Origin of the sequence: Bdellovibrio sp. BCCA (assembly GCF_037996825.1) — a bacterium.
Taxonomy (GTDB): Bacteria; Bdellovibrionota; Bdellovibrionia; order Bdellovibrionales; family Bdellovibrionaceae; genus Bdellovibrio.
The window spans coordinates 2,909,781-2,930,222 of sequence record NZ_JBBNAC010000001.1; the positions used below are offsets into that span (position 1 = coordinate 2,909,781).

Consider the following 20,442-nt stretch of genomic DNA (forward strand, 5'->3'; position numbering starts at 1 on the left):
ATTAGATACCTCCTTCAGAAGAAGAAGCTTGATAAAGTTTAATTTGTGCCTGTAATCCAAGGATCTGAGAAGCCGCTTGCACGCGGTTCACTTCAGATTGAGAGAAGTCCTGTTCAAAGAGAAGAACTTGATATGTCGTAGTTCTTCCTTGGCGAAGACGTGTTCTCTCGTTCTCCAATTTGGCTTTTTGTGCGTTCACGATGTTCGTCGCCAAACGAAGATTTTCTTTTGCTTCACCCAATTGCTGAACCAAGTTTGTCCAGTCTTGTTCTTGAGTGAACTGTTTATATTGATAAGAAAGCTCTGCCGCTCTTTGCGCTTTCAAAGCACCCGCTTTAGCATCGGACGTTGCAGAGAAATTCAAAGGCATGCTCATGCGAACACCGACAAACGCTGTATCGTGCTGTGTGTATCCGGCATTTTTCATCGCCTCATTCATTTCTTCATCGCGACCGTTCAGTGCATAACTTCCGTAAAGATCAACACTCGGTTTGTTTCTTTCAGCAACAAGTTTCGCTGATGATTTGGCCAAACGAGCTTGCGCTTCGGCCGCCTTCACATCGTAGCGATCGCCTGGCTTCGCAGTAGGAACCGCGACCTTTTCGAGGCTTCCATAGTTGATACTATCCAAAGAAGGAACGGATTCTTCAGCTCCTTTATTGATGTATGTATTGAAAGCGCGGCGTGCTGACTTTTCTTGGTTCTGTGCAAGTTGCAATTGATAAGTCGTTGCTTCAACCAAAGCTTTGGCTTGAAGAACGTCTGCGTTTTCGCCCAAGTTCATGCGAGCTTTGCGACTCACATAATCTAAAATGCCCTGTGCATTTTTAAGAGCACGTGTTTGCACTTGCACGACTTCTTGAGCTGAAGACAATCTCCAGTAAGCCGCTTCCGCCTCTACCATATATCCTTGGTTTTGCGCCTGAGCTCCGTATTGTTCCGCTTTGTTTTGTTGACGAGTAAGATCTTCATTCGCGCGAGCCGAACGACCGAAACCATTCGCCCATAAAGGCATTGTTAATTCCAACGTTGGAGTCGCTGTCCAAAATGTATCGCCCATTCCCGCCGGAAGAGTTGCTCCCTCCACCTGGATCTTATCTAAGGCGTAAGACAATTTGGTCTGCAGACCAAAGCTAAAATCTTGAGAAACACCCAAGGAATAGTTTTGCATTTTGAGACGGTCGTAGGTAATCGCCGAACCAAATTGCTCTTTACCATCGTGTCCAATTCGCGCATTGGCGAACAGACGCGGAGTAAAAATCAAATCAGCTTCGCGTGATTTCAGCGCCGACGCTTCGGCCTGCTCACTGCTTGCTTTATACCCAGAACTTTGTTGTTGAACTTGCCCCAAATACTCATTGAGTGAGAGGGCAGAAGCTGAGTTTCCAGCGAGAAGGGCTGCAAAAATCAGCGTGAGACTAGAGAATTTCAGTACATCGGATTTCTTCATAAGTGCTCTCCGTTAAGTAATCGCTTACATACTTAACCTACAATATGAGGATTAAGTATGCAATCAATTACTTTCTTGATCTAGACAAAGGCTTATGATACATTATATAAAGTTAAGTACTTTTAAGTATTTAGTTAATTTTCAGGAGGTTTTCAATGACGGAAACATCTCAAACAAAAACGCATAAAGACGAAAGTCCAGCTCATGTTAAGAGTAAAAAAAGGGACCGTTCGGCTTCCGAGGACCGCCTTATTCACGCGGGCTTAGAGATGTTCTCAAAGCTGGGCTTTGACGGCGCAACCACTCGAATGATTGCGAAAAAAGCCGACGTAAATGAATCCCTGATCGCACGTTATTTTGACGGCAAAGAAGGTCTTCTTGTTGCGATTATCGAAAAGTTTCTTGAAGAGATGAACACTCGCGAACTTCCCTACCCTCTTCATGACACTTTGGCCGACGAACTTGAAGCTTACGTGAAAGACCGCATTCAAGAAGGTTGTACTCACGAGGACTTCGCAAAAATTATTTTCTCTCAAGCATTAGTAAATAAGAAATTTAAAAAGCGCGTGACCGAGACAATTCCCATGCAGCTGGATGCACGCCTAATCGCCCGTATGGAAATGCTGGCTGCGCAAGGAAAGATCAAGGCCGGTGCCAATGTTGAAGAGCTTTGCCAAGATATTGATACTTATATGGACGGAATGTTTTTCTTTGAATGTATTCTGCACGAGACAACGAAAGAAGAACTCGTGAAGCGCACGGTGAGATTTGTGCGTTTGTATGCGAAGCTTTATGAGCCTTCTGCGAAATAGTTTTTATTTTTGATTTGTGCGAAAAACAAAACCCGGTGGAAGACCGGGTTTTGTTTTCTAAGACCAATAACGACTTAAGTCGCGCCGCAAAAAACAAATATTTATTTATTAACTCATTTGCCGTAATGTATTAAAAGGGGACGCCTTTGTAATTAATATTATATTAATATTATTGTCATTTTCGTATCCACACTTAAATTGAGTTTAATTTTCTGGTATGATATCCGATAATGGGTAGGTAGAGTTGGCAAAAACAAGAGTTCATAGGAAAGTAAAACCTGCACATGTTCCACCGGCAAATCATCTCGCTAAAGTTAAAAAGCTAACGGAACAAAATAAAATTGAAGCCACAAAGACTAGGGCTTTGGATTTTGTGCAAAGAATTTACAAGTGTGGACCTTCAGACGCCATAAAAAAAATCACTAAAGAAATACTGGAACTAGATAAATCCAACTTTGCGCATACACGAACTATCAACTCCCTTGAATGTGATGTTTATGGAAAAATTATTGATGCGATTCCATGGTATATCAAGTTTTGTATAGATAAAGACAATCTGGGCAGAAAAGGCGAGTTCGTAAACAATCTGTCTTTTCACCCAACAGAGGAAGAACTAACAACACAGTCTGGAAAAATTCCGGCATACTCCGGAGGAAAAAAATGAACAAAAAAATGCAATGCCCAGTTTGTGGCGGGTTGGTCGAGAAAAAAAATATTAAAGGAAAGACCTTTCAATGGAAGTGGTTTTCCGAAGTCCCTGTTTTAAGCAACTACTACCTCCCGGTATGTTCAAAATGCGGAGAAATGTTTATCAATCCTGAAGCAGCACGTAGTTTAGACATTTTTTTAAAAGATTCTGTACTTAGCGCAACAAAAGAATTCCTTCGAAAGCTAAAAGAGAATTCAAAATTAAGCCAGAAGGAGTTGGCAGACGATATCGGAATTTCGGAAGTATATTTGTCGAGCCTCATAGGCGGCAAAAAGGTTCCAAGCTTATCAGTTTTTAACTTAATCAAAATCACGGCAAAGAACACAGCTTTATTAGACGAAATGAAAACCCTCAAAGGCAGATCAAGTAATTATGCATCTAAAAATTCTGAAATGAAAAAGTTTAAGTTTTTGAGTACTTCCGAACAGGAAACATACAGCAAAGAATCTACATTCAATAACATCCTTTGCGAGGAAATAATACATTGAAGGTCTTCAAGCCCTATTTTACGACATTTTATTCTTATAAAGGCGGTGTCGGACGCACCAGTGCTCTGATTAATTCTGCTCTTCATAGAGCAATTGAAGGAGATCGAGTTGTTGTGATTGATTTCGACCTTGAAGCTCCTGGAATCTGGCCTTATGTAAAAGAAATTGCCAAACATTACTCAGTAGACGTCGAGCTAGAAAACAGAGATGGCATCCTTGAGTATTTATATGAGGCAGTAAATTCTAATGAAATACCGAACTTAAAATCGCGTGCTGTTTCCGGTAAAGATCTGGGATTAAAAAACATCGAAGGTCAGATTTGGTTTATTGGGGCGGGAAATACTTCAAAAGCGGATTACTCCAGAAAGTTATCAGCACTAAACTGGGCAAGTATTTTTGAAAATAATGCCGGTGCTGCGATTTTAGCAAATTTTAAAAAACAATTGGCGCACGAATTTGACCAACCCGATCATATCTTTATAGACTCCAGAACAGGAATCACAGAAGTCGGCGGAGTTTGTACAAAGTATTTAGCTGATCAAGTGGTCACATTGTCATCATTAAATGATCAAAACATTAGGGGAACTGCAAAAGTTGTAAATTCTTTTAGACAATCAAATATATCAACAATACTGGTTGCCTCAAACGTACCCGCAGGTCTTCCCTGGGGGAAGGATCAAATGTTCACAGAGAGAATCAATCTCTACAAAGAAGCCTTTGGGTCATTCCCTAGTCTGCTAGTTTACCACTACCCGAGTCTTTCTCTTTCTGAATGCATACCTGTTTTGTTCTATGCAGAAAAAGAACACTCAATTCTCCCCGCTGATCCTCTCCTAAAGTCATACGCCAATCTTTCTGATGAAATCGATCAAAGAAATCCAAATAGTTTTAAGATATTAGTTCATGACATTAGCTATTCTTTATTTGCTTCCGCTCCAAATAAGGAAGTATTAGACGCGTATTTTGCATTCTGGGAAAAATACTATTCAAACAGAAACTCGCTGTTAAATTTTCTTAAAGACCTATATTCGGTGATTCTTGTTTTGCAAGAAAACGACATCGGAAAAGAGCTGTTAAAAAAAGACCGCCTGAAAGAACTCAAGGCTATAAATAATTATGCTCCGACCAACTACCCTTCATTAGAAACCTTAAAAGATTTTATAACTATGAAAGCAGGAGTGGAAATCGTTAAGGAGATAGAGAAAGATTGTTCATATTGCAAGAGCGCCGGAGAATGGTTTCAATTATTACATGAAATGCCGAGAATTCGTGCGACTGAGATTCTAATTCGCGAAGGCTACTATGATTTCATTCTAAAAAACGTTAAGTCTTCAGAAGACGACGAAAGCACCGTGAATATCTTTGGAAGGGCCTTCTGTTTTGAAAAAACAGGGCAAGAAGAAAAAGCTTTGGAGCTCTATGAACAATACATTCAAGCATTAGGAGAAAGATTTGACGAATTCGAATCCTCACTTCCATTCATCACAATGGCATTTGCAGCTGAAAAGATTAATAATTTGGAATTAGCCCAAGAGGCAATCCAAAAAACTCACAAATTCCTTAAGACTTCTAGTGAGTCCGAATATTTTATACCAGCAACCTGGAAAAAAACGAATAACATCAAAGAGTTTAAAAAGTATGTTGCAGAGTTAGAAAACTCGATAAATAAAAAAATGCAAATTTGACTATAACGACTCAGGGATTTTTTTAAATGCATTAAGCCCGATAAAAATATCGGGCTTTTTCTTAAATTATTGTTACTCAAAAGCCGGAAGATCTACAATCACTCCACCACCGTTATTTGCTGGTGGATTCGATGGTTGCTTTTGCTGCTCTTGTTGTTTCTTCTTTTCTTCTTCCTCTTTTTTCTTACGAGCTTCTTCGTCTTTCTTGCGTTGCTCTTCTTGCTGACGACGTAATTCTTCTTGGCGTTTTTGCTCTTGAGTGCGTTGCTGCTGTTGATCCGCAGATTGACGACGCTGTTCTTCCTGGCGACGTTGTTCATCCAAACGACGTTGCTCTGCCGCACGCTGTTCGGCTGCACGACGAGCTTCTTCAGCTTGTCTGCGTTTGTCTTCTTCGATACGGCGAAGCTCTGCTTCACGACGGGCTTTGGCTACGGGGTCAAATTTCTCCAAGCACACGCGAGCTGCCTGAACACCAGACAAACCGTCATTGTTATAAGCGCTGATAATACACTTATTCAATTCTTGGTTGGTATTATTGCGGCACAAACGATGAGCATCTGTCGCAAGTCTTGAATTTTCGATTTCTTGACCGCCGCGGGAGTAAAGGTCGATTACACATGATGAATAGGACGGATTAATAGTTCCTTGGCAGAGCCCTAAAGCGTATGAGCGGTAATCGAAATTTCGATCTTCAGTAACACCGACGAGATATCTTGATAATGACAATGTACATTGTTGGACTTGACTGCGTGTCTCATTTCTCGAGCACAAAAGGCCCGCTGTATCAAAATCTTTCTTAGATATATTCTTTGTAAACTCAAGAGTACAGTTTCGGAACTCACGGTCGCCCCTACCGTTTGAGTACAAGCATGCTTGAGAAGCATAGATAACATTATCCGGATGCGGACCTCCATTGGCACGCAAAATAGAATCCAGATCGTTCGTCAAACCGATAGTGCAATCTCTAAATTGGAAATCAGTGCGTCCCTGCATACAAGCAAGATCAGTCTTGGATTCATGAGTACTCAATTTTTGATAAAGATACATTGAGCAAGTTTCTTCCTGAGGAGTCATAGCACGCTGAGTACCTTGAATGATATAGGCATTGGAAATGCTTGAAGCAGTGGTGACGGATAGAACAGCCAAGATTAACTTTTTCATATAATCCTCTTAATTCAGTCCCAACTCTTGCAACTGTTGAGCCACGACTTCCCTCTCAAAATCATGGGCTTCAGCCACCCTAGCCCTGACTAACTCTTTAACATAAGCGACAATTTCCGGGTTCTCAGTAAATAATGCTGTTGGTACTGGCTTTATATCATCATCTGCATCCTGCTCTTGCGGAGGCGGTGGCGGTGGTAAAGGCGCACCTACAGTTTCAGCTCGAAGCTCCAGGGAACTCAGAGTTTCTTTTAATGCAACAAAAGAGGAAAGTACGCGATCCAGAGGACGATTCTTTAGCCAGCTGAAAATCAAGTTTATGCTCACAACACGATCGAACCTTGAGCACTGCTCACCTACTAAAGAAAGAAGCTCTTTGTCAGCGTTTTTAAAACCAACATAGATAAAATAACTTTCATTTCTTTGAGCTTCCGTTACATATTTATAAACGAAGTGTATTTTTAAAGACCTGTCCACTACAGTTTTATCAAGATAGTATTCAAATAAATTCAACGTACCGCAAACACTTTGAGTCGGAGGAATATAGTTGTCTTCAAGAAACTGTTCAAGAATTTGCAAGTCATTTTTGATGCACACAAGTGTGGCCTCAGCGAGTAATTTTCTTTGACTCTTCACCACTAACTCTCGAAGTTCTCTTTTCTCTATACGCGCATTCCCCAGCCTCGAAGCTCCGTAAGTCGGTCTGAATGGAGATGCGCCGGCGTCTAATAAATCTCTAAAATAATCGTGGTAATTTCCGTCCAAAGCCATTTCCAAAAGGGAACGGCCGCCAGAACTCAGTTTATTTAAATCAGCGCGGCTTGAAACCTTAAGAACTGAGTAAAATAGTTTGCTATCATTGGTCGAAATCGCCAACGCCAGTTTATCGAAATTTGAAGAAAGAGTATTCGCAAGAATCTCTTTCTCATTTGAATTTAAAGTTTTCGCAGTATCACTACCATCTTTTTTAAACGAGCATCCCGCCACAAAAAGTAGTGAAAGAATAATTGATAGCCATTTCATGAAAACCTCCTCAGGGCATAACAAAACCCGGAGTGGGAAGAGAGAAAACCACTCCGGGCTATGCTAGGAACTTTCGGAATTACTTCATCGGTTTTGTGTGAACCGCGAATTTTTCAAACTCACCGTATTCGTGAAGTTTGTTATAAAGAGTCTTGATCGTGATACCCAAGTTGTTAGCAGCTTGAGTTTTGTTTCCACCGAAGTGAGCAAGAGCTTTCAAGATGTAACGCTTTTCTAGCTCGTGCAAAGTCATTTGTGGATCGTAATCAATAATGTCTTTTTCCATCTCACCGTTACGGATGTTTTCTGGAATATCGTTAAGCATGATCATGTGGCCTTCAGACAAGATCTGAAGTCTTTCGCACACGTTTTGAAGCTCACGGATATTTCCTGGCCAGTCGTAACGCACAAGGGCTTTCATCGCTTCTTCATTCACAGAACGACCGCGATTCAAATAAGCATGTTGAGAGTTGTTCAAGAAGTGATTCACCAACGCCGGAATGTCTTCTTTACGACGGCGAAGAGGCGGAGCACTTACTACGATTGTGTTGATACGATAGAACAAGTCTTCACGGAAGTTGCCTTTGATAACTTCTTGATCCAACTCTCTGTTCGTCGCACAGATCAAACGGATATCAACTTTGATAGGGTCTTTACCACCGACGCGGTAAACTTCACCTTCTTGGATGAAACGAAGAAGTTTAGCTTGGATAGCCGGATCCAACTCACCGATTTCATCAAGGAACAAAGTTCCGCCGCTCGCCGCTTCAGCCAAACCGATTTTACGATTGTAAGCGCCAGTGAAAGAACCTTTTTCGTGACCGAAAAGTTCTGACTCAAGGAGAGTCTCACGAAGAGCACCGCAGTTGATGGCAACAAACGGTTTGTTCTTACGACCTGAACGATCGTGGATAGAACGAGCGATAAGCTCTTTACCTGTTCCAGACTCACCCAACACCAAGATGTTCGCGTTAGAAGGAGCCACGCGATCGATCATCTTCATGAGACTTCCCATCACTTCAGATTGATAGACGATGGTCTTGTTTTCCAAAACTTTTGAAGTTTGGTTTGTGTTCCACATGACTTGGTTTGCATTCTGAGAAGAGGGCAAAACGGTCGTTGAGTTGTTATCGTTCATTGGCTCCACCTTTCGGTAAACGTACTTTAAAAAGAAAGCTTGGGTGGGCGTCTCAAATTGAATATCTCAACTTGATACGCCGCAGCAACGCATTGAGTTATAACCTTGGTCGTGTAAGATTTGCAAGTAAAATTTTGCATGGCGTTATATTAATTTTAGGGTTTTAGCTAAAACTAATAGGATTTCAGGTCATGGCGAAGGCTTTTAAACTGGCCGAAAATATCGATAAGTATCTGAAATACATGACTTTTATTAAGTCAGCCTCCCCGCTTACGATCAAAAGCTACAAATTGGATTTGAACCAGGCTTTTAATTATGAATATCACTCGCTTTCATCAAAAAGCTGGAGCGAGGCCGACCTTCTGGCCACCGCCCGCGGAGCCTTCAATGGATGGGCTCACTTATCCTTGGCCTCCCGCAATCGCAAAGCAGCCACACTAAAAAGCTTCTTCTCCTGGGCCTTTGATCAGGGCCTTACAGAGAGAGATCTTTCCCTGCAAATCGCCAGTCCCAAAGTTCCGAAGAAGCTGCCGCATTTTTTAAGTGTCGATGAAGCTCTCTCTGTGCTTAACAGTTTTGATACGCACAAAGAAATTCCGCTGAAAGAAAAAGTTCTGTTTCTGCTTTTGTACGGCGGAGGACTGCGCGTGAGTGAAGCGTGCCATCTCAAATGGTCTGATCTTCAATTGGGACAGAAAATTTTGCGCGTCAAAGGAAAAGGTTCCAAAGAAAGAGTCGTCGCACTTCCTTCACTGACTGTGGAGGTTTTGCAGAGATGGAAAAAAGAAAGTTCTTTTGATGAATTTGTTTTCGGAGAAAAACCTCTGAACACACGCACGGCGTACGAGATGGTTCGTCAAAGCGGAATTCGTGCGGGGCTGTTAAAGCCACTTCATCCACATGCTTTAAGACACAGCTTTGCCACTCATCTTCTGAGCAGCGGAGCCAACTTAAGAACTCTGCAAGAATTATTGGGCCATGAAAGCCTGCAAGCGACGGAAAAATACACCCACTTAGGCATTGATCAACTGGCGCGCACGATGGAAAAGATGCATCCGCTGGGAAAAAAGAGCGGCTAAAGCGTCGCGTGCTCCAGATAGTGCTTCACCATCTGCTCGACATTGTAGAGTTCATCATCCACCGTCTGACGGTAATTCACCAATTGATTTGTATCTGCAAGATTGGCTTTTAAAAATGGAGCCATCCAAGGTTCTGCATTCACCACACCTTGTTGAAGTAAGAATTTTAAATAGAAATGCATTTTTAAAACTAAGGGATCTTGGGCGGTCTCGATCGCTTTTAAAGTATTGCCGAGAAGGTTGAATAAAAATTCTGAATTCTTATCCCCTTCTTGACTCACCTTGCTCACACACTCTAACGCATGCAAGGCCAATTCAAGATGATCATAGTCTTTGCGAATTCCAGGGAAATCATTGATCAAGGTTGCTTCTTGAAGAACGTTGAGCTGTCCTTCATCGGCGGCTTGCTTGTACGTGAAGGTCACAAAGTGCGAGGGCTCAAGAACTCCCCCGCCAAAGCGCTTCTTACTTTTCAAAGCTCCGCGCGCAATAAAAGACAGCTTCTCACCTTTTGGCGAAAGTGCATGAATAATCAAATCCGCCTCGGAATATTTGATCTTTCTTAAAATGATAAAGCGGTCTTGTCCTTGCGTCACAAATCCTTCGTGGTTTTACTTAGGCTTATCTTATAAGAACTCCTGAAAAAAGTATTCTTTCATTATTGAGACCGGACGTGTCGAATCGCCTTCTGTAAAAAACGTGACAATAATAGTAACATTTAAAAGAATTTTTCAATAACAGAGGAACCAAAATGAAAGACCACTCATTATTTAAGCCCTTCCAATATAAAAATCTGCAATTAAAAAATCGCATCGTGATGGCGCCGATGACGCGATCGAAGTCTCCGAACGGGATTCCTACGGAAGATGTCGCCAAATATTATCAACGCCGCGCTCAGGGCGAAGTAGGCTTGATTCTTTCAGAAGGAACCGTCATCAATAGACCTGCGTCTTCGAATGACAACAATGTTCCTCGTTTTCATGGTGAAAACTCTCTTAAAAAATGGAAAGTCGTGATTGATGCCGTTCATGAAGCCGGTGGGAAAATGGCTCCACAAATTTGGCATATGGGAAAAATGAAGCCTCACCAATCAGGATGGCTTCCACCGACTCCTTTTGAGGGCCCTGCTGATATGAGCCTTGAAGACATTCACACGACGATCGAGGCTTACGCACAAGCGGCTCTTGATGCAAAAAATCTGGGATTCGATACTGTGGAAGTTCACGGTGCTCACGGCTATTTGATTGATCAATTTTTCTGGGATGGAATGAACACGCGCAAAGATGAATTTGGCGGATCTTCTATTAAAGAAAGAAGTCGTTTTGGAATTGAAGTCATTAAAGCTATCAGAGCAAAAGTGGGACCCGACTTCCCGATTCTTCTTCGTTTGTCTCAGTGGAAACAACAAAACTACGAAGCAAAACTTGCACAGACTCCGAAGGAAATGGAGGAGTGGCTGCTTCCTTTGAGTGAAGCGGGCGTTGATATTTTCCACTGCTCACAAAGAAGATTTTGGGAGCCGGAGTTTGCAGATTCTGATTTGAACTTTGCAGGCTGGGCAAAAAAGATCACAGGCAAACCGACAATCACGGTGGGTTCAGTGGGCCTGAGCAATGTGGATTTTATCCAAAGTTTTAAAGGTCAAAGTGCTGAAGCAGGATCACTGGAAGAATTAACTCGCCGATTGGATCGCGGAGATTTTGATTTGGTTGCTGTCGGTAGAGCGCTTTTATCTGATCCAATGTGGGTTAAAAAAGTGAAGGAAGAAAGATTCGCGGATTTAACTGGGTTTAATCCAGCGGATTTAGCCGTATTAACTTAATTTAAACACTCCAACTTTGCTGAGCTTTGACTTCTTGATAAGAAGTTTCCAAAAGCTTGGCAAAGTCTGTCGTATTCAAAAGTTCGGGCCCTACGATCAACATTCCACGCAACTGTTCTTGTGATGGACTTGGTTCCCACCAGTGACGGAACATTTTAATCACCGACCAGTGACACATGTTTGTGCTGGAAAGCTTCTGCCAACCTTGTTCAGAAGAAAGACCTAATTTTTTAAACAAAACTTCGGCAACAGCTTCCGCACTAGCATCTGCAAAGACACACACAGCGCGATCAAACAAACGTGCGCTCCCTGCTTTAAAAACGGCGTAGCCACAGATGCAATATCTTTTTCGAATTTTTCTACGAGCGGAGGATTTTGCGAACGCACCGAGCGTGCATCCATGATTGTTTTTAAAAATTCTTCTTTATCCCACGTCATATTTTGCGCCAGCAAAGAAGGAGATCTAAATCTCTCACCCAACACAGCAATAGCGGCCTGAGGCGTATAGGAACAAAGACGAGCCGTGTAAGGACGAATCTCTGTTGCCTGATAAAAATGTCGAGCATGCGAAACGCGGAAAGAAAAAATACGCTTCTCATTTAAAAGCTTATCAAGTTCATCGGCAAAAGGATAAAGCTCCCCCGTCACCGGATGATCTTCACTGAATAACACAAAGTTGGTGTCCTTCTTAAGACTCTCGACCCATTCTTTTACGTCTGTAAGTTTTAAATGCGACAACGCATTTACTTCATAAGTTTCTTTGTAATAGTACGGAAGAAGACTTTCAAAAACGGAAGTTTGTCCTAAGATCACGCCAATGGATTTTTTGTGCGACATAAATTGCGCGGTGCCTTGTGCGATTTCAAAAACGGCCTGACCGATTCCTTGAAAACTTCGAACACGCAGGCGCGCATCCAATCCTAAGGAAGACTTCACTTGATCATTTAATTCTTCCCAGGATTCCGGGCGCACAACATCGATGAACATACTTCTTAAAAATTTATCAGATTCCCTCACAAAAGAGAGTGCGACAAAGGTCTTATTTTAAGACCTGATTTGTGTATCTAGAACTAGAACATTACACTAGGAAGACGTTTTCAGGAGTTTCAGAATGAAAAAGATCCTTTCTCTTTTGTCCGTCACAATTGTCAGCGTTTTGTTAAGCTCTCAGGCACATGCTCTTTTTGAGGCACGTGTTTCTTACGGCTTACTTGCGACAAACGCAGATTTAGGCCCTCTGTGTCCAACATGTTCCGCACCTGCACCCAGCATTGTTCCCACTTATGGACTTGGTGCCGACGCCATTTTAACATTGCCAATTCCTTTGATTCCCGGAGTGGGAATTCGCTATGAAAACATGGGCCTCACGGCAAGTTCAGGTGGAGTTGATTTTAAAGCGGATTACACACGCACTGCGCTGATTCTCAATTGGCGTCCCATTGATAATTTTATTTATTTGGGCCCGATTCTCACATATGGAATTTCTCATTCAACGAAATTAAAAGCAGAGGATGGCGGCGTGAAGAAAGCTGATTTTTCAGCAGATTCCGTGAAATCTTACAGCGTGGGTCTAGAAGGTGGATTAAAGCTCATTGGCTTCTCTGTTGGAGCTGAAATCGGTTACCTCGATTTTCGATGGAACGATGCAAAGGACTCGACTGGTAACGCGCCTACTCAAGATATCAATATGAGCGGCACTTACGCTAAATTTATCCTTGGCTTTTCTATTTAAGTGTCGAAATCTAAGCACCTCTGCTAGACTTTATTGTGAGAGGTGCTAATGACAAAAAAACGTATCGAATGGCCTGTGGCTTTATTCCTGATCCTCAATCCACTGGTCACATTGATTCTGACTCCGATTTATTTTTATTATTATGGTTTTCAGTGGGGCATTCTTCTTTTCGCACTTGTTTTCGCAGCTGCCACAAACCTTAGTATCACAGCGGGATACCACCGCCTCTTTTCACATAAAAGTTATGATGCGCATCCCATGGCCAAAGCTTTGTTCTTGCTTGTTGGTGCGTCTGGCTTTCAAGGCTCTGCATTGAAATGGTCTTCAGACCATCGCCGCCACCACACGCACATTGATGGAGAAAAAGATCCTTACAACATCAATGAAGGTTTCTGGTATGCCCACATGGGTTGGCTGTTCTTTAAAGATTCTGTAGATCAAAAAATCCAAGCTCCTGATCTTGAAAAAGATTGGATGGTGAAATTCCAGCACAAATATTATGTGCCACTGGCGATCATCACAGGTTTCGCTATTCCTACTTTAATTGGTTGGATGATGGGCTCATGGTTGGGTGGTCTTGTGATCGGCGGAGGCCTTCGCATCGCTTTGACTCAACAAAGCACTTTCTTCGTAAACTCTTTGTGCCACACCTTGGGCAAACAAACTTACTCTAAAGAGATCTCTGCCCGCGACTCTTGGTTCGTAGCGGTTTTGACTCACGGAGAAGGCTACCACAACTTCCATCACAAATTCCAAATCGACTACCGCAATGGAATCAAGTGGTATCACTGGGATCCAACTAAATGGGTGATTCGCTCTTTGAACTTGATGGGTCTTGCCACGAAACTTCGTCAGATTTCCAACGCGGAAATTTTGAAAGCGCGTCTTCAGGCGGAAGCTGCTGAAATGACGAAGCACGGATTTGCGGAAGAAAAATTGCTTGCGATGAAAGAGAAAATCTTGGAAGCGCAAAACAAGATGAAGAAAATCCGCGAAGACTACGAACAGTTTAAACTTGATGCTGCTCGTAAGCGTGAAGAACTTAAAGAGGCTTACGATCACAAGTTGGCGGAACTTAGACGAGAGCTAGAAATTGCCAAGCTAGAATTCCAAATGGGAATGAAACAATGGCAAGTGTGCTTGAGATCTGTTTAAGATTTTAAAAAGATAAAAATAAAAAACCCCACAAGAAATTGTGGGGTTTTTTATTTTCTAAATTAGCTCACCTGGCCTATTTACAAGTATTCGCCTTGTTATAGAAGAAGTAGTGAAACTTCGAAAGATCCGCAACGTTGCGATCATCATACGACTCGCTTACTTTATTTCTCGCCGCTAAATGCTTCTCACAATCCTGACGACGGTATTGTTCATTAATAACCATCATGTCCTGGAAGGACGGCAGATAACCTTTTTGCTTGTAAAACTCGGCTTCCTTCTCATAGATATTTTTCTCTAGAGTTTTCGCGACTGCTTCAAACTGCACATTCGTTTTAATTGAATCAATAGGCATATATTTTGGAAGAGTGTCTGCCACCATTCCGAACTGACGAACGAATTTTGCAAGATATGCTTTCACGGAATGCTGAGGCGCCCAGTGGAAAGAATAATCCTTTTCGATCATCCAAGAGTAGACGCTCTGTAAAACCGCGTCTTGCATGCGCACTTGACGAAGAAGCGGATAGAAACGGTGTTCCGCGATCAAATCAAAGCGAGGGTCCACTTCAATGTCATAAGGAGCAAACAATGAAGTTTTCGTTACACCCAAAGATTTTGGATATTCGGAGTTTTTAAACTTCGTCACCGTGCTGCGATACTTTGGAATAATGAACTTTTTGTCTGAAGCCATATCATAGGCATAACGAATGACCTCTGAACAGAAGAGCGTCGAATAATCGTCATCATCCATCGCAAAGTCGTAGCGGATGCCTTTTTTCTGATCCAAGGCGCCCTGAGCTTTGTCATAGATTTTTCGTGCCGCTTTTTTTGCCAACGCTTCATCAGGTTGACGGTACAAAGCCACACGGGCATCTTCTTGCTGTCTCCATTTTTCAAGTGGAGTCACAATTGTTCCATACTGAATCAAAGCTTCAACGACGTATTTTTTGCCAGCTTTATCTTCACCCACGATGGCTAAGTGAGAGAAATTTCCCTCCTCGTCACCAATACGCGCGATCATCGCAGAGACGTGGGATTTTCCACGGACAAGCATTACGTCACCGCTCTTAAGTTCAAAACCGGCATATCTTGGATTTGTCCACGTGTTCGGTCTTGAATTCGCCATGATCGGTGTTGCTTTGAAATCATAAACCTTGTTTCTAAAGAGCCACTCTAAAAGATACTCTTCAGAAAAACGCGCATACTGAAATCCTTCACGGATCTTTTGAATACAGTCTTTAGAAAGCTCGTTGCGAGAATCAAACTCACGAAGTTTGTCATGCAAGACCACGCGGATTTGGAAAATCGTATCCATCACCTCAGAGCCGTGAGTTTTTAAAGCCTCGACCTCTTGCGGTGTTTTTGGAATAAAGTGGTCAGCCGGTAGATAATAAAGATAATCCGTCACTTGATTCACGAACTTTGCGCAGGTCGCAGGATTGAAGATCTGCGGGTTTGAAATATCATTTAAAACCTTTTGGCTTCCGCTAATAAGTTCCTGAGTGTTTGCAGGATTACGATACGTTCCGATCTCAGGATGCGTGGGCTGACTTTTGCAACCAGCCATCGTCAAAGCTGCAAAACCATAAAGAAGAATCTTTTTCTTCATGCAAATCTCCTTAAATAATTCAGTCACTATTCGGATATTCCTCGGAATTCTGTAACTCGACTTAGGTGTGTTCCGCGTAAAAAATGTTTACAGAAAGAAGACGCTCACTCTACCTAAGTCCATCAACTTCATCCGCCAAGAGTACGATAAGAGAAGTGCTTATTTTTCTAACAAGAGTTCGACAACGTTGAGGAGACAGCATGAGTGATGCAGCTATGAAGCAAGAATTTTTCCATATTGATGAACACAATCGCAAGAAAGTGATTCGTCAAGACCGCACAGCTCTAGAGCCCGGTTCCTGCTTCCTTGATTTCAACGGTCGCCAACTTGAAATGCTTAACATCAGTTCTTTTGGTTGCGCGGTTCTGGTTTCAGCCACAGAGTTTCAAGATTTGAAAGCTTGGTTTGAAAAAAATCCGCACATTGAAGCCAACGTTCTTTATAAAAATATTCAAACTCAAAATGTGGGCCTTCGTTGGGCGCGAGCAGAAGATCATGCGAAATCTGCTACAGGCGAAATGATTGTCGGCTTTGAAGTTTTGGGTGAACCATTGAAAGTCGACCGCATCAAAGCTTTGGAAGTCTCTTCAGAAGTGATTGCCGAACAAACGCAATATGCTCGCGACCTTGCACAACTTCCTGCTGAATTTAAAACCTTCGTTTACGAAATGAAGGATTGGCTTGAAAAACTAAAAACGAAAATTGATAAGCTCGAAGCGGAGACTCCCGTTGATAACTGGAAAGAAGCGCAAGATTATCGTCTGACGATTGCCGATACTGTCGCAGAATATCTGGGCCAGTGCATTCCTGCGAAGTACTCTCAAGTGCCACAGCTTATTAAAAACTTTACTCCGGACCAATTGAAATGGGCGACTCAGTTTGCTCGTGAACAAATCGGTCACCTGGTTTATGGTGCTCCGTTTGCAAGCCGTGCTTATTACAAGCCTCGTGGTTATGCGGGTGATTACGAGATGATGAATCACCTATATCGTGATGAGCTTGTGGGTAAAACATTGTTCGACCAATGCATGCACAAGTATTTTATCGACGAGCCTGCTGGGGCCGCAGTTAAAAACCGAGGTCAGTACCTTTTTGAAAAGATCACACAACTTTTCAATGACACTCCTGCGAAACAACCTTTAAAAATTCTTTCTGTAGCCAGCGGTCCTGCGATGGAGCAACAGATCTTCCTGCAAAATGGAAACCAGTTCTATGGCCGCCCCGCTGAGTTCACGTGCTTGGATCAAGATGAAGAGTCTTTAAAGCACGCGCAAAGACAGCTTCACTCTGTAGAACGCTTCGTTCGCTCTGGTTTTAAATTCAAGTTCAATAATATGGCGATTCGCAATGTGATTGCGGCCGGCTGCCCTGAACAAGATTATGACTTGATCTACTCTGCGGGTCTTTTTGATTATTTCACAGAACCTGTCGCGCAAATGGCGGCACAAAAAATGTTGGCCTCTGTAAAACCAGGGGGTCGCGTTGTGATCGGTAACTTCAGTAAAGACAATCCGTGTGTTCCATTTATGGAGCTCGTTCTTGATTGGCATTTGATTTACAGATCTGAAGAAGATCTTTTGAGAATCTTTAAAGGCATGGGCTCTAAAGTGTGGGTTGAAAAAGAACCTCTTGGAGTGAACCTTTTTGTTGTGATTCAAAAATAAGGACGTTGACGTTTGATTATTGGAAATGAGATCACGACGGCTCAGTTGCGTGAGTCGGAAGTGCTAGATGAAATTAGATCGGTCTTGCGGGTCATCGCAAATTGGATGGCCATACCGCTCTTTTTAGCCTTCTGGATTGCGGATCTCATTTACGTTCCTCAATACAAATGGCCTTTTCTGGCGTTGCGCTTGACGATCATTCCACTTTGTTTTCTTGCTAAGTACGAATCCAAAAGAGAGCAAAGTGCCCGCCGCGCACAAATATTTTCGGCTCTCTATGTGGGTCTTGTTGCGTTACCAATCAACGTGATGATCGCAATGATTCCCGATGTAGGAACTGGTTATTATGCTGGTTTAAATCTGGTGGCTATCGGCGGACTGTCTTTTATTCCATTTTCTATGGGATTTTTTCTTTGTACAGCTTTAGCGATCTATCTTCCCTATTACGCGATCGTTTTAACTAGAGCACAAAATCTTCAAGATATCTGGTCGATTGTTCTTAATTCTTTCTTTATCGTTGGCGCGATCATCATTTGTTTTTTGATTCGATTCTTTCACGAGCAATTGCGCATCCGAGAAATCAACAGCCGATTGGCATTGAAAGCCGAGATCGCCAATCGCGATAACGTTATCCGCACGAAAACAGAAGAAGCCGTTCGTTTAAATACTTTAAGCACACAGTTCAGCCCACAAGTCGTTCAAGCCATCCGCGATGGACGAGTCGATATTGAAAAAGGTGTGCGCCGTTCGCAGATTTGCGCAATATTCGTCGACATCGTAGGCTCTACAGAACGCGTTGTCCGTTTAGATCAAGCCAAAGTGGATTTAGTTCTGGCGCGCTTCATGGACACGGTCGTTACGATCTTTTTAAAATACGACATCACGATTGATAAATTCCAAGGTGACGGAATTTTGGCGTTTGCGAATGATCCGATCCGCTATGGAGATTTCATTCAGCGCACGTGCTTAGCCGCTCTTGAAGTTCGCGAAGCTTTGAACCAAGACCGCGAATTCTATTTGATGAACTGGAAAAAAGAGATGCAAATCCGCATTGGCATTTCTTCGGGTTATGCGAATGTCGGTTTTTATGGAAATAAAAAATTCTTCCGTTCTTACACGGCGATTGGCGCTCCCCTTCCTTTTGCCTCTCGTTTAACGAACTTAGCCGAACCCAATCAAATTCTTATTGATTCCGACATCGCTCAATGTTTGATGGCAGAAAACTATCAGGTCCGAAATATCGGAGAGCGTGTGATTAAAGGTTTTGAAGGCGATCAGCATTTCGTTTTTGAACTGATTCGTCCACCTGATACTAAAAAAGAAACCAATACAAGTCACTGCCCTCACTGTGCAGACTCTGTTTTGTACTTGGATACCAATGCTCAAGGTATTTTTGTGATGAAATGCCGCCAGTGCGGATTTGAACTGGCGGACTTACAAACGACTACGGCTTAGCTTCGACTTTCATCGCAACATTCTTGTTAATCATATACATCATCGACAATGTGACACAGATCACACCGACAATAATGTATCCCAAGGTGTCGAAATGCTCGATAGAACCATTGGCTCCCTCAACAACAATCAGACCCGCAATCACAGAGGCGATACCACCGGACACAGACTGGATGGAAGAACTCACCGACATGAAAGCACCACGATTGGCCGGAGACGGAATCGCCGACATCAACGTTTGTGCTGGAATCATACGGGAGAAAACACCTAAGAACATAATGGCATTAATTAGAATCACCATTGGCAACGGTGTAATTCCCAGGTTCGTATAAATAACAACCATCACCATCATCAGCAAAGATCCGACGATAAACACTTTATACTTTCCAAAATTATCGCTTGCCTTACCAATCATCGGACCGATTACGATCGCACAGATTCCAGAAATCAAATAAATGATAGGAAGCTGAGCCATCGAGATTCCCAAGTTATTCACCGTATAGGCACTTGAAAACGGCATCAGCATAAAGCCTCCCGTCGTCAAAAGAGCCATGGTCACATAAGCCAAAAGATACTGTGGTGTCTTCACTGTTTCTGTCAGATGACGTAAAGGACTGCGCTCAGCTTGCAAGTGCAAGTGACCATCCACGGGCTTAAGATACATCCAAATTAAAACACCTGCGACAGATCCAAAGACAACAATCATTAGAAACGGCGCGTGCCATCCCCACAAGTTAGACAAATAAAGTCCGGCAGGAATTCCCAAAATTTGGCTCGCAGCAAACGCTGTTTGCATTAAGCCCATCACGCGACCGCGCAATTCATATTCAAATAAATCCGTAGCGATGGCTCCGCAGATCGCGCCCAAAACTCCACCGAAAAGTCCTGTGACCATGCGAGCGGCAAGCAGCATATGGAAATTGGGGGCCAAGCCGCAGAATAAAGTTCCTAAGATAAATCCGACATAGAAAAACAAAAGTAATTTTTTTCGGTCATAGCGATCGGCAAACCCCGCCGCTAAAAATCCAGAAATCCCCGCACTCACCGCATACACCGAAACCACCAACCCAAACTGTGTCGGACTGATTTTCAATGCCGGCATCAAAGCCGCCCCTAACGGAGACAAAATCATAAAATCTAAAATAACCGTGAACTGAAGAAACGTTAGAATGGCAATCACTGCTTTTTGATAACTTGTGAACTTCACAAAAACCTCGTTTTACTAAAGATGATTTTTAAATAAATCGAAGTGAGAAGCTCTTTGGGATCAAGGCGCCTTCGCAACACCTCAGCTAAGACTAACGAAGCGCTGTGATGAATGCAAATACTTTGGACAGCCCAGTGACACTCTTCCGAAATCGTTCTCCGTTTGAGAATCTCATCTTGAGACACCGCCGGGTTAAATTTCGATAATCACTGATCTTTTGTGATCTTTTCGAACTTGAACGCTCCTTGCA

19 protein-coding genes are annotated in these 20,442 nt (G+C 42.7%); 10 read left to right on the forward strand and 9 right to left on the reverse strand.

Annotation, left to right across the window (positions count from 1 at the left end):
* Position 1: 1 nt before the first annotated feature.
* Positions 2–1,450, reverse strand: coding sequence for a TolC family protein (locus AAAA78_RS14120; protein ID WP_340592671.1), 1,449 nt, complete (start codon positions 1,448–1,450; stop codon positions 2–4).
* Between the two features lie 155 nt (positions 1,451–1,605).
* Here AAAA78_RS14120 and AAAA78_RS14125 point away from each other — a divergent pair, with 155 nt between their 5' ends.
* From AAAA78_RS14125 to AAAA78_RS14140, 4 genes are all read left to right on the forward strand, one after another.
* Positions 1,606–2,262, forward strand: coding sequence for a TetR/AcrR family transcriptional regulator (locus AAAA78_RS14125; RefSeq protein ID WP_340592672.1), 657 nt, complete (start codon positions 1,606–1,608; stop codon positions 2,260–2,262).
* Positions 2,263–2,506: 244 nt separating this feature from the next.
* The gene (locus AAAA78_RS14130) at positions 2,507–2,926 is read left to right on the forward strand and encodes a hypothetical protein (protein ID WP_340592673.1); all 420 of its coding nucleotides are present in this window, start codon (positions 2,507–2,509) and stop codon (positions 2,924–2,926) included.
* On the forward strand, positions 2,923–3,459 hold the full coding sequence (locus AAAA78_RS14135) for a type II toxin-antitoxin system MqsA family antitoxin (protein ID WP_340592674.1): 537 nt from the start codon (positions 2,923–2,925) through the stop codon (positions 3,457–3,459). The genes AAAA78_RS14130 and AAAA78_RS14135 overlap by 4 nt, the downstream gene beginning before the upstream one ends.
* Positions 3,456–5,144 (forward strand): KGGVGR-motif variant AAA ATPase, encoded by a 1,689-nt coding sequence (locus AAAA78_RS14140; RefSeq protein ID WP_340592675.1) that lies wholly within the window; start codon positions 3,456–3,458, stop codon positions 5,142–5,144. Before AAAA78_RS14135 ends, AAAA78_RS14140 begins: the two co-directional genes overlap by 4 nt.
* 72 nt (positions 5,145–5,216) lie before the next feature.
* Here the strand turns inward: AAAA78_RS14140 and AAAA78_RS14145 are convergent, their stop codons facing one another.
* The 3 genes from AAAA78_RS14145 to AAAA78_RS14155 all read right to left on the reverse strand — a co-directional run bounded on the left by AAAA78_RS14145 (position 5,217) and on the right by AAAA78_RS14155 (position 8,469).
* Positions 5,217–6,308 carry a hypothetical protein gene (locus AAAA78_RS14145; RefSeq protein WP_340592676.1) on the reverse strand — a complete coding sequence of 364 codons (1,092 nt, stop codon included), beginning with the start codon at positions 6,306–6,308 and terminating at the stop codon, positions 5,217–5,219.
* 9 nt (positions 6,309–6,317) lie between these two features.
* Entirely contained in the window at positions 6,318–7,331 is a 1,014-nt protein-coding gene (locus tag AAAA78_RS14150; RefSeq protein ID WP_340592677.1) for a hypothetical protein, read from the reverse strand.
* A gap of 79 nt (positions 7,332–7,410) precedes the next feature.
* Positions 7,411–8,469 carry a sigma-54 interaction domain-containing protein gene (locus AAAA78_RS14155; protein WP_295900550.1) on the reverse strand — a complete coding sequence of 353 codons (1,059 nt, stop codon included), beginning with the start codon at positions 8,467–8,469 and terminating at the stop codon, positions 7,411–7,413.
* Between the two features lie 191 nt (positions 8,470–8,660).
* On the opposite strand from AAAA78_RS14155, the gene AAAA78_RS14160 reads away from it, so the two are divergent.
* Positions 8,661–9,548: a tyrosine-type recombinase/integrase gene (locus AAAA78_RS14160; protein ID WP_340592678.1), complete on the forward strand. Its 888-nt coding sequence runs from the start codon at positions 8,661–8,663 to the stop codon at positions 9,546–9,548.
* On the opposite strand, the gene recO is transcribed toward AAAA78_RS14160, so the two are convergent.
* Positions 9,545–10,144 (reverse strand): DNA repair protein RecO, encoded by a 600-nt coding sequence (gene recO / locus AAAA78_RS14165; protein WP_295900554.1) that lies wholly within the window; start codon positions 10,142–10,144, stop codon positions 9,545–9,547. The two genes, AAAA78_RS14160 and recO, sit on opposite strands and share 4 nt — an antisense overlap.
* A 155-nt stretch (positions 10,145–10,299) precedes the next feature.
* Between recO and AAAA78_RS14170 the strand changes: the two genes are divergently transcribed.
* Positions 10,300–11,370, forward strand: a complete 1,071-nt coding sequence (locus AAAA78_RS14170) for an NADH:flavin oxidoreductase (RefSeq protein WP_340592679.1) — start codon at positions 10,300–10,302, stop codon at positions 11,368–11,370.
* A gap of 1 nt (position 11,371) precedes the next feature.
* Here the strand turns inward: AAAA78_RS14170 and AAAA78_RS14175 are convergent, their stop codons facing one another.
* Both AAAA78_RS14175 and AAAA78_RS14180 read right to left on the reverse strand, forming a co-directional pair.
* On the reverse strand, positions 11,372–11,608 hold the full coding sequence (locus tag AAAA78_RS14175) for a hypothetical protein (RefSeq protein WP_340592680.1): 237 nt from the start codon (positions 11,606–11,608) through the stop codon (positions 11,372–11,374).
* Positions 11,593–12,357 carry a hypothetical protein gene (locus AAAA78_RS14180; RefSeq protein ID WP_340592681.1) on the reverse strand — a complete coding sequence of 255 codons (765 nt, stop codon included), beginning with the start codon at positions 12,355–12,357 and terminating at the stop codon, positions 11,593–11,595. The genes AAAA78_RS14175 and AAAA78_RS14180 overlap by 16 nt, the downstream gene beginning before the upstream one ends.
* 124 nt (positions 12,358–12,481) lie before the next feature.
* On the opposite strand from AAAA78_RS14180, the gene AAAA78_RS14185 reads away from it, so the two are divergent.
* Both AAAA78_RS14185 and AAAA78_RS14190 read left to right on the forward strand, forming a co-directional pair.
* On the forward strand, positions 12,482–13,102 hold the full coding sequence (locus AAAA78_RS14185) for a hypothetical protein (RefSeq protein WP_340592682.1): 621 nt from the start codon (positions 12,482–12,484) through the stop codon (positions 13,100–13,102).
* Positions 13,103–13,150: 48 nt separating this feature from the next.
* Positions 13,151–14,257, forward strand: coding sequence for a fatty acid desaturase (locus AAAA78_RS14190; RefSeq protein WP_340592683.1), 1,107 nt, complete (start codon positions 13,151–13,153; stop codon positions 14,255–14,257).
* A 76-nt stretch (positions 14,258–14,333) separates the two neighbouring features.
* Here AAAA78_RS14190 and AAAA78_RS14195 read toward each other — a convergent pair whose 3' ends face one another.
* Entirely contained in the window at positions 14,334–15,866 is a 1,533-nt protein-coding gene (locus AAAA78_RS14195; protein WP_340592684.1) for a YiiX/YebB-like N1pC/P60 family cysteine hydrolase, read from the reverse strand.
* Positions 15,867–16,066: 200 nt separating this feature from the next.
* Between AAAA78_RS14195 and AAAA78_RS14200 the strand changes: the two genes are divergently transcribed.
* Positions 16,067–17,530 carry a class I SAM-dependent methyltransferase gene (locus AAAA78_RS14200; RefSeq protein ID WP_340592685.1) on the forward strand — a complete coding sequence of 488 codons (1,464 nt, stop codon included), beginning with the start codon at positions 16,067–16,069 and terminating at the stop codon, positions 17,528–17,530.
* A gap of 12 nt (positions 17,531–17,542) precedes the next feature.
* Entirely contained in the window at positions 17,543–18,985 is a 1,443-nt protein-coding gene (locus AAAA78_RS14205; RefSeq protein WP_340592686.1) for an adenylate/guanylate cyclase domain-containing protein, read from the forward strand.
* Here AAAA78_RS14205 and AAAA78_RS14210 read toward each other — a convergent pair.
* Positions 18,975–20,192 carry an MFS transporter gene (locus AAAA78_RS14210; protein ID WP_340592687.1) on the reverse strand — a complete coding sequence of 406 codons (1,218 nt, stop codon included), beginning with the start codon at positions 20,190–20,192 and terminating at the stop codon, positions 18,975–18,977. The genes AAAA78_RS14205 and AAAA78_RS14210 overlap by 11 nt on opposite strands.
* Positions 20,193–20,442: the final 250 nt, after the last annotated feature.

Coding starts and splice junctions, on each gene's coding strand:
- AAAA78_RS14185 (WP_340592682.1), top strand. CDS start 12,482: ATGAAAAAGATCCTTTCTCTTTTGTCCGTCACAATTGTCAGCGTTTTG.
- AAAA78_RS14170 (WP_340592679.1), top strand. CDS start 10,300: ATGAAAGACCACTCATTATTTAAGCCCTTCCAATATAAAAATCTGCAA.
- AAAA78_RS14160 (WP_340592678.1), top strand. CDS start 8,661: ATGGCGAAGGCTTTTAAACTGGCCGAAAATATCGATAAGTATCTGAAA.
- AAAA78_RS14125 (WP_340592672.1), top strand. CDS start 1,606: ATGACGGAAACATCTCAAACAAAAACGCATAAAGACGAAAGTCCAGCT.
- AAAA78_RS14200 (WP_340592685.1), top strand. CDS start 16,067: ATGAGTGATGCAGCTATGAAGCAAGAATTTTTCCATATTGATGAACAC.
- AAAA78_RS14150 (WP_340592677.1), bottom strand. CDS start 7,331: ATGAAATGGCTATCAATTATTCTTTCACTACTTTTTGTGGCGGGATGC.
- AAAA78_RS14135 (WP_340592674.1), top strand. CDS start 2,923: ATGAACAAAAAAATGCAATGCCCAGTTTGTGGCGGGTTGGTCGAGAAA.
- AAAA78_RS14180 (WP_340592681.1), bottom strand. CDS start 12,357: ATGTTCATCGATGTTGTGCGCCCGGAATCCTGGGAAGAATTAAATGAT.
- AAAA78_RS14190 (WP_340592683.1), top strand. CDS start 13,151: ATGACAAAAAAACGTATCGAATGGCCTGTGGCTTTATTCCTGATCCTC.
- AAAA78_RS14195 (WP_340592684.1), bottom strand. CDS start 15,866: ATGAAGAAAAAGATTCTTCTTTATGGTTTTGCAGCTTTGACGATGGCT.
- AAAA78_RS14120 (WP_340592671.1), bottom strand. CDS start 1,450: ATGAAGAAATCCGATGTACTGAAATTCTCTAGTCTCACGCTGATTTTT.
- AAAA78_RS14145 (WP_340592676.1), bottom strand. CDS start 6,308: ATGAAAAAGTTAATCTTGGCTGTTCTATCCGTCACCACTGCTTCAAGC.
- AAAA78_RS14155 (WP_295900550.1), bottom strand. CDS start 8,469: ATGAACGATAACAACTCAACGACCGTTTTGCCCTCTTCTCAGAATGCA.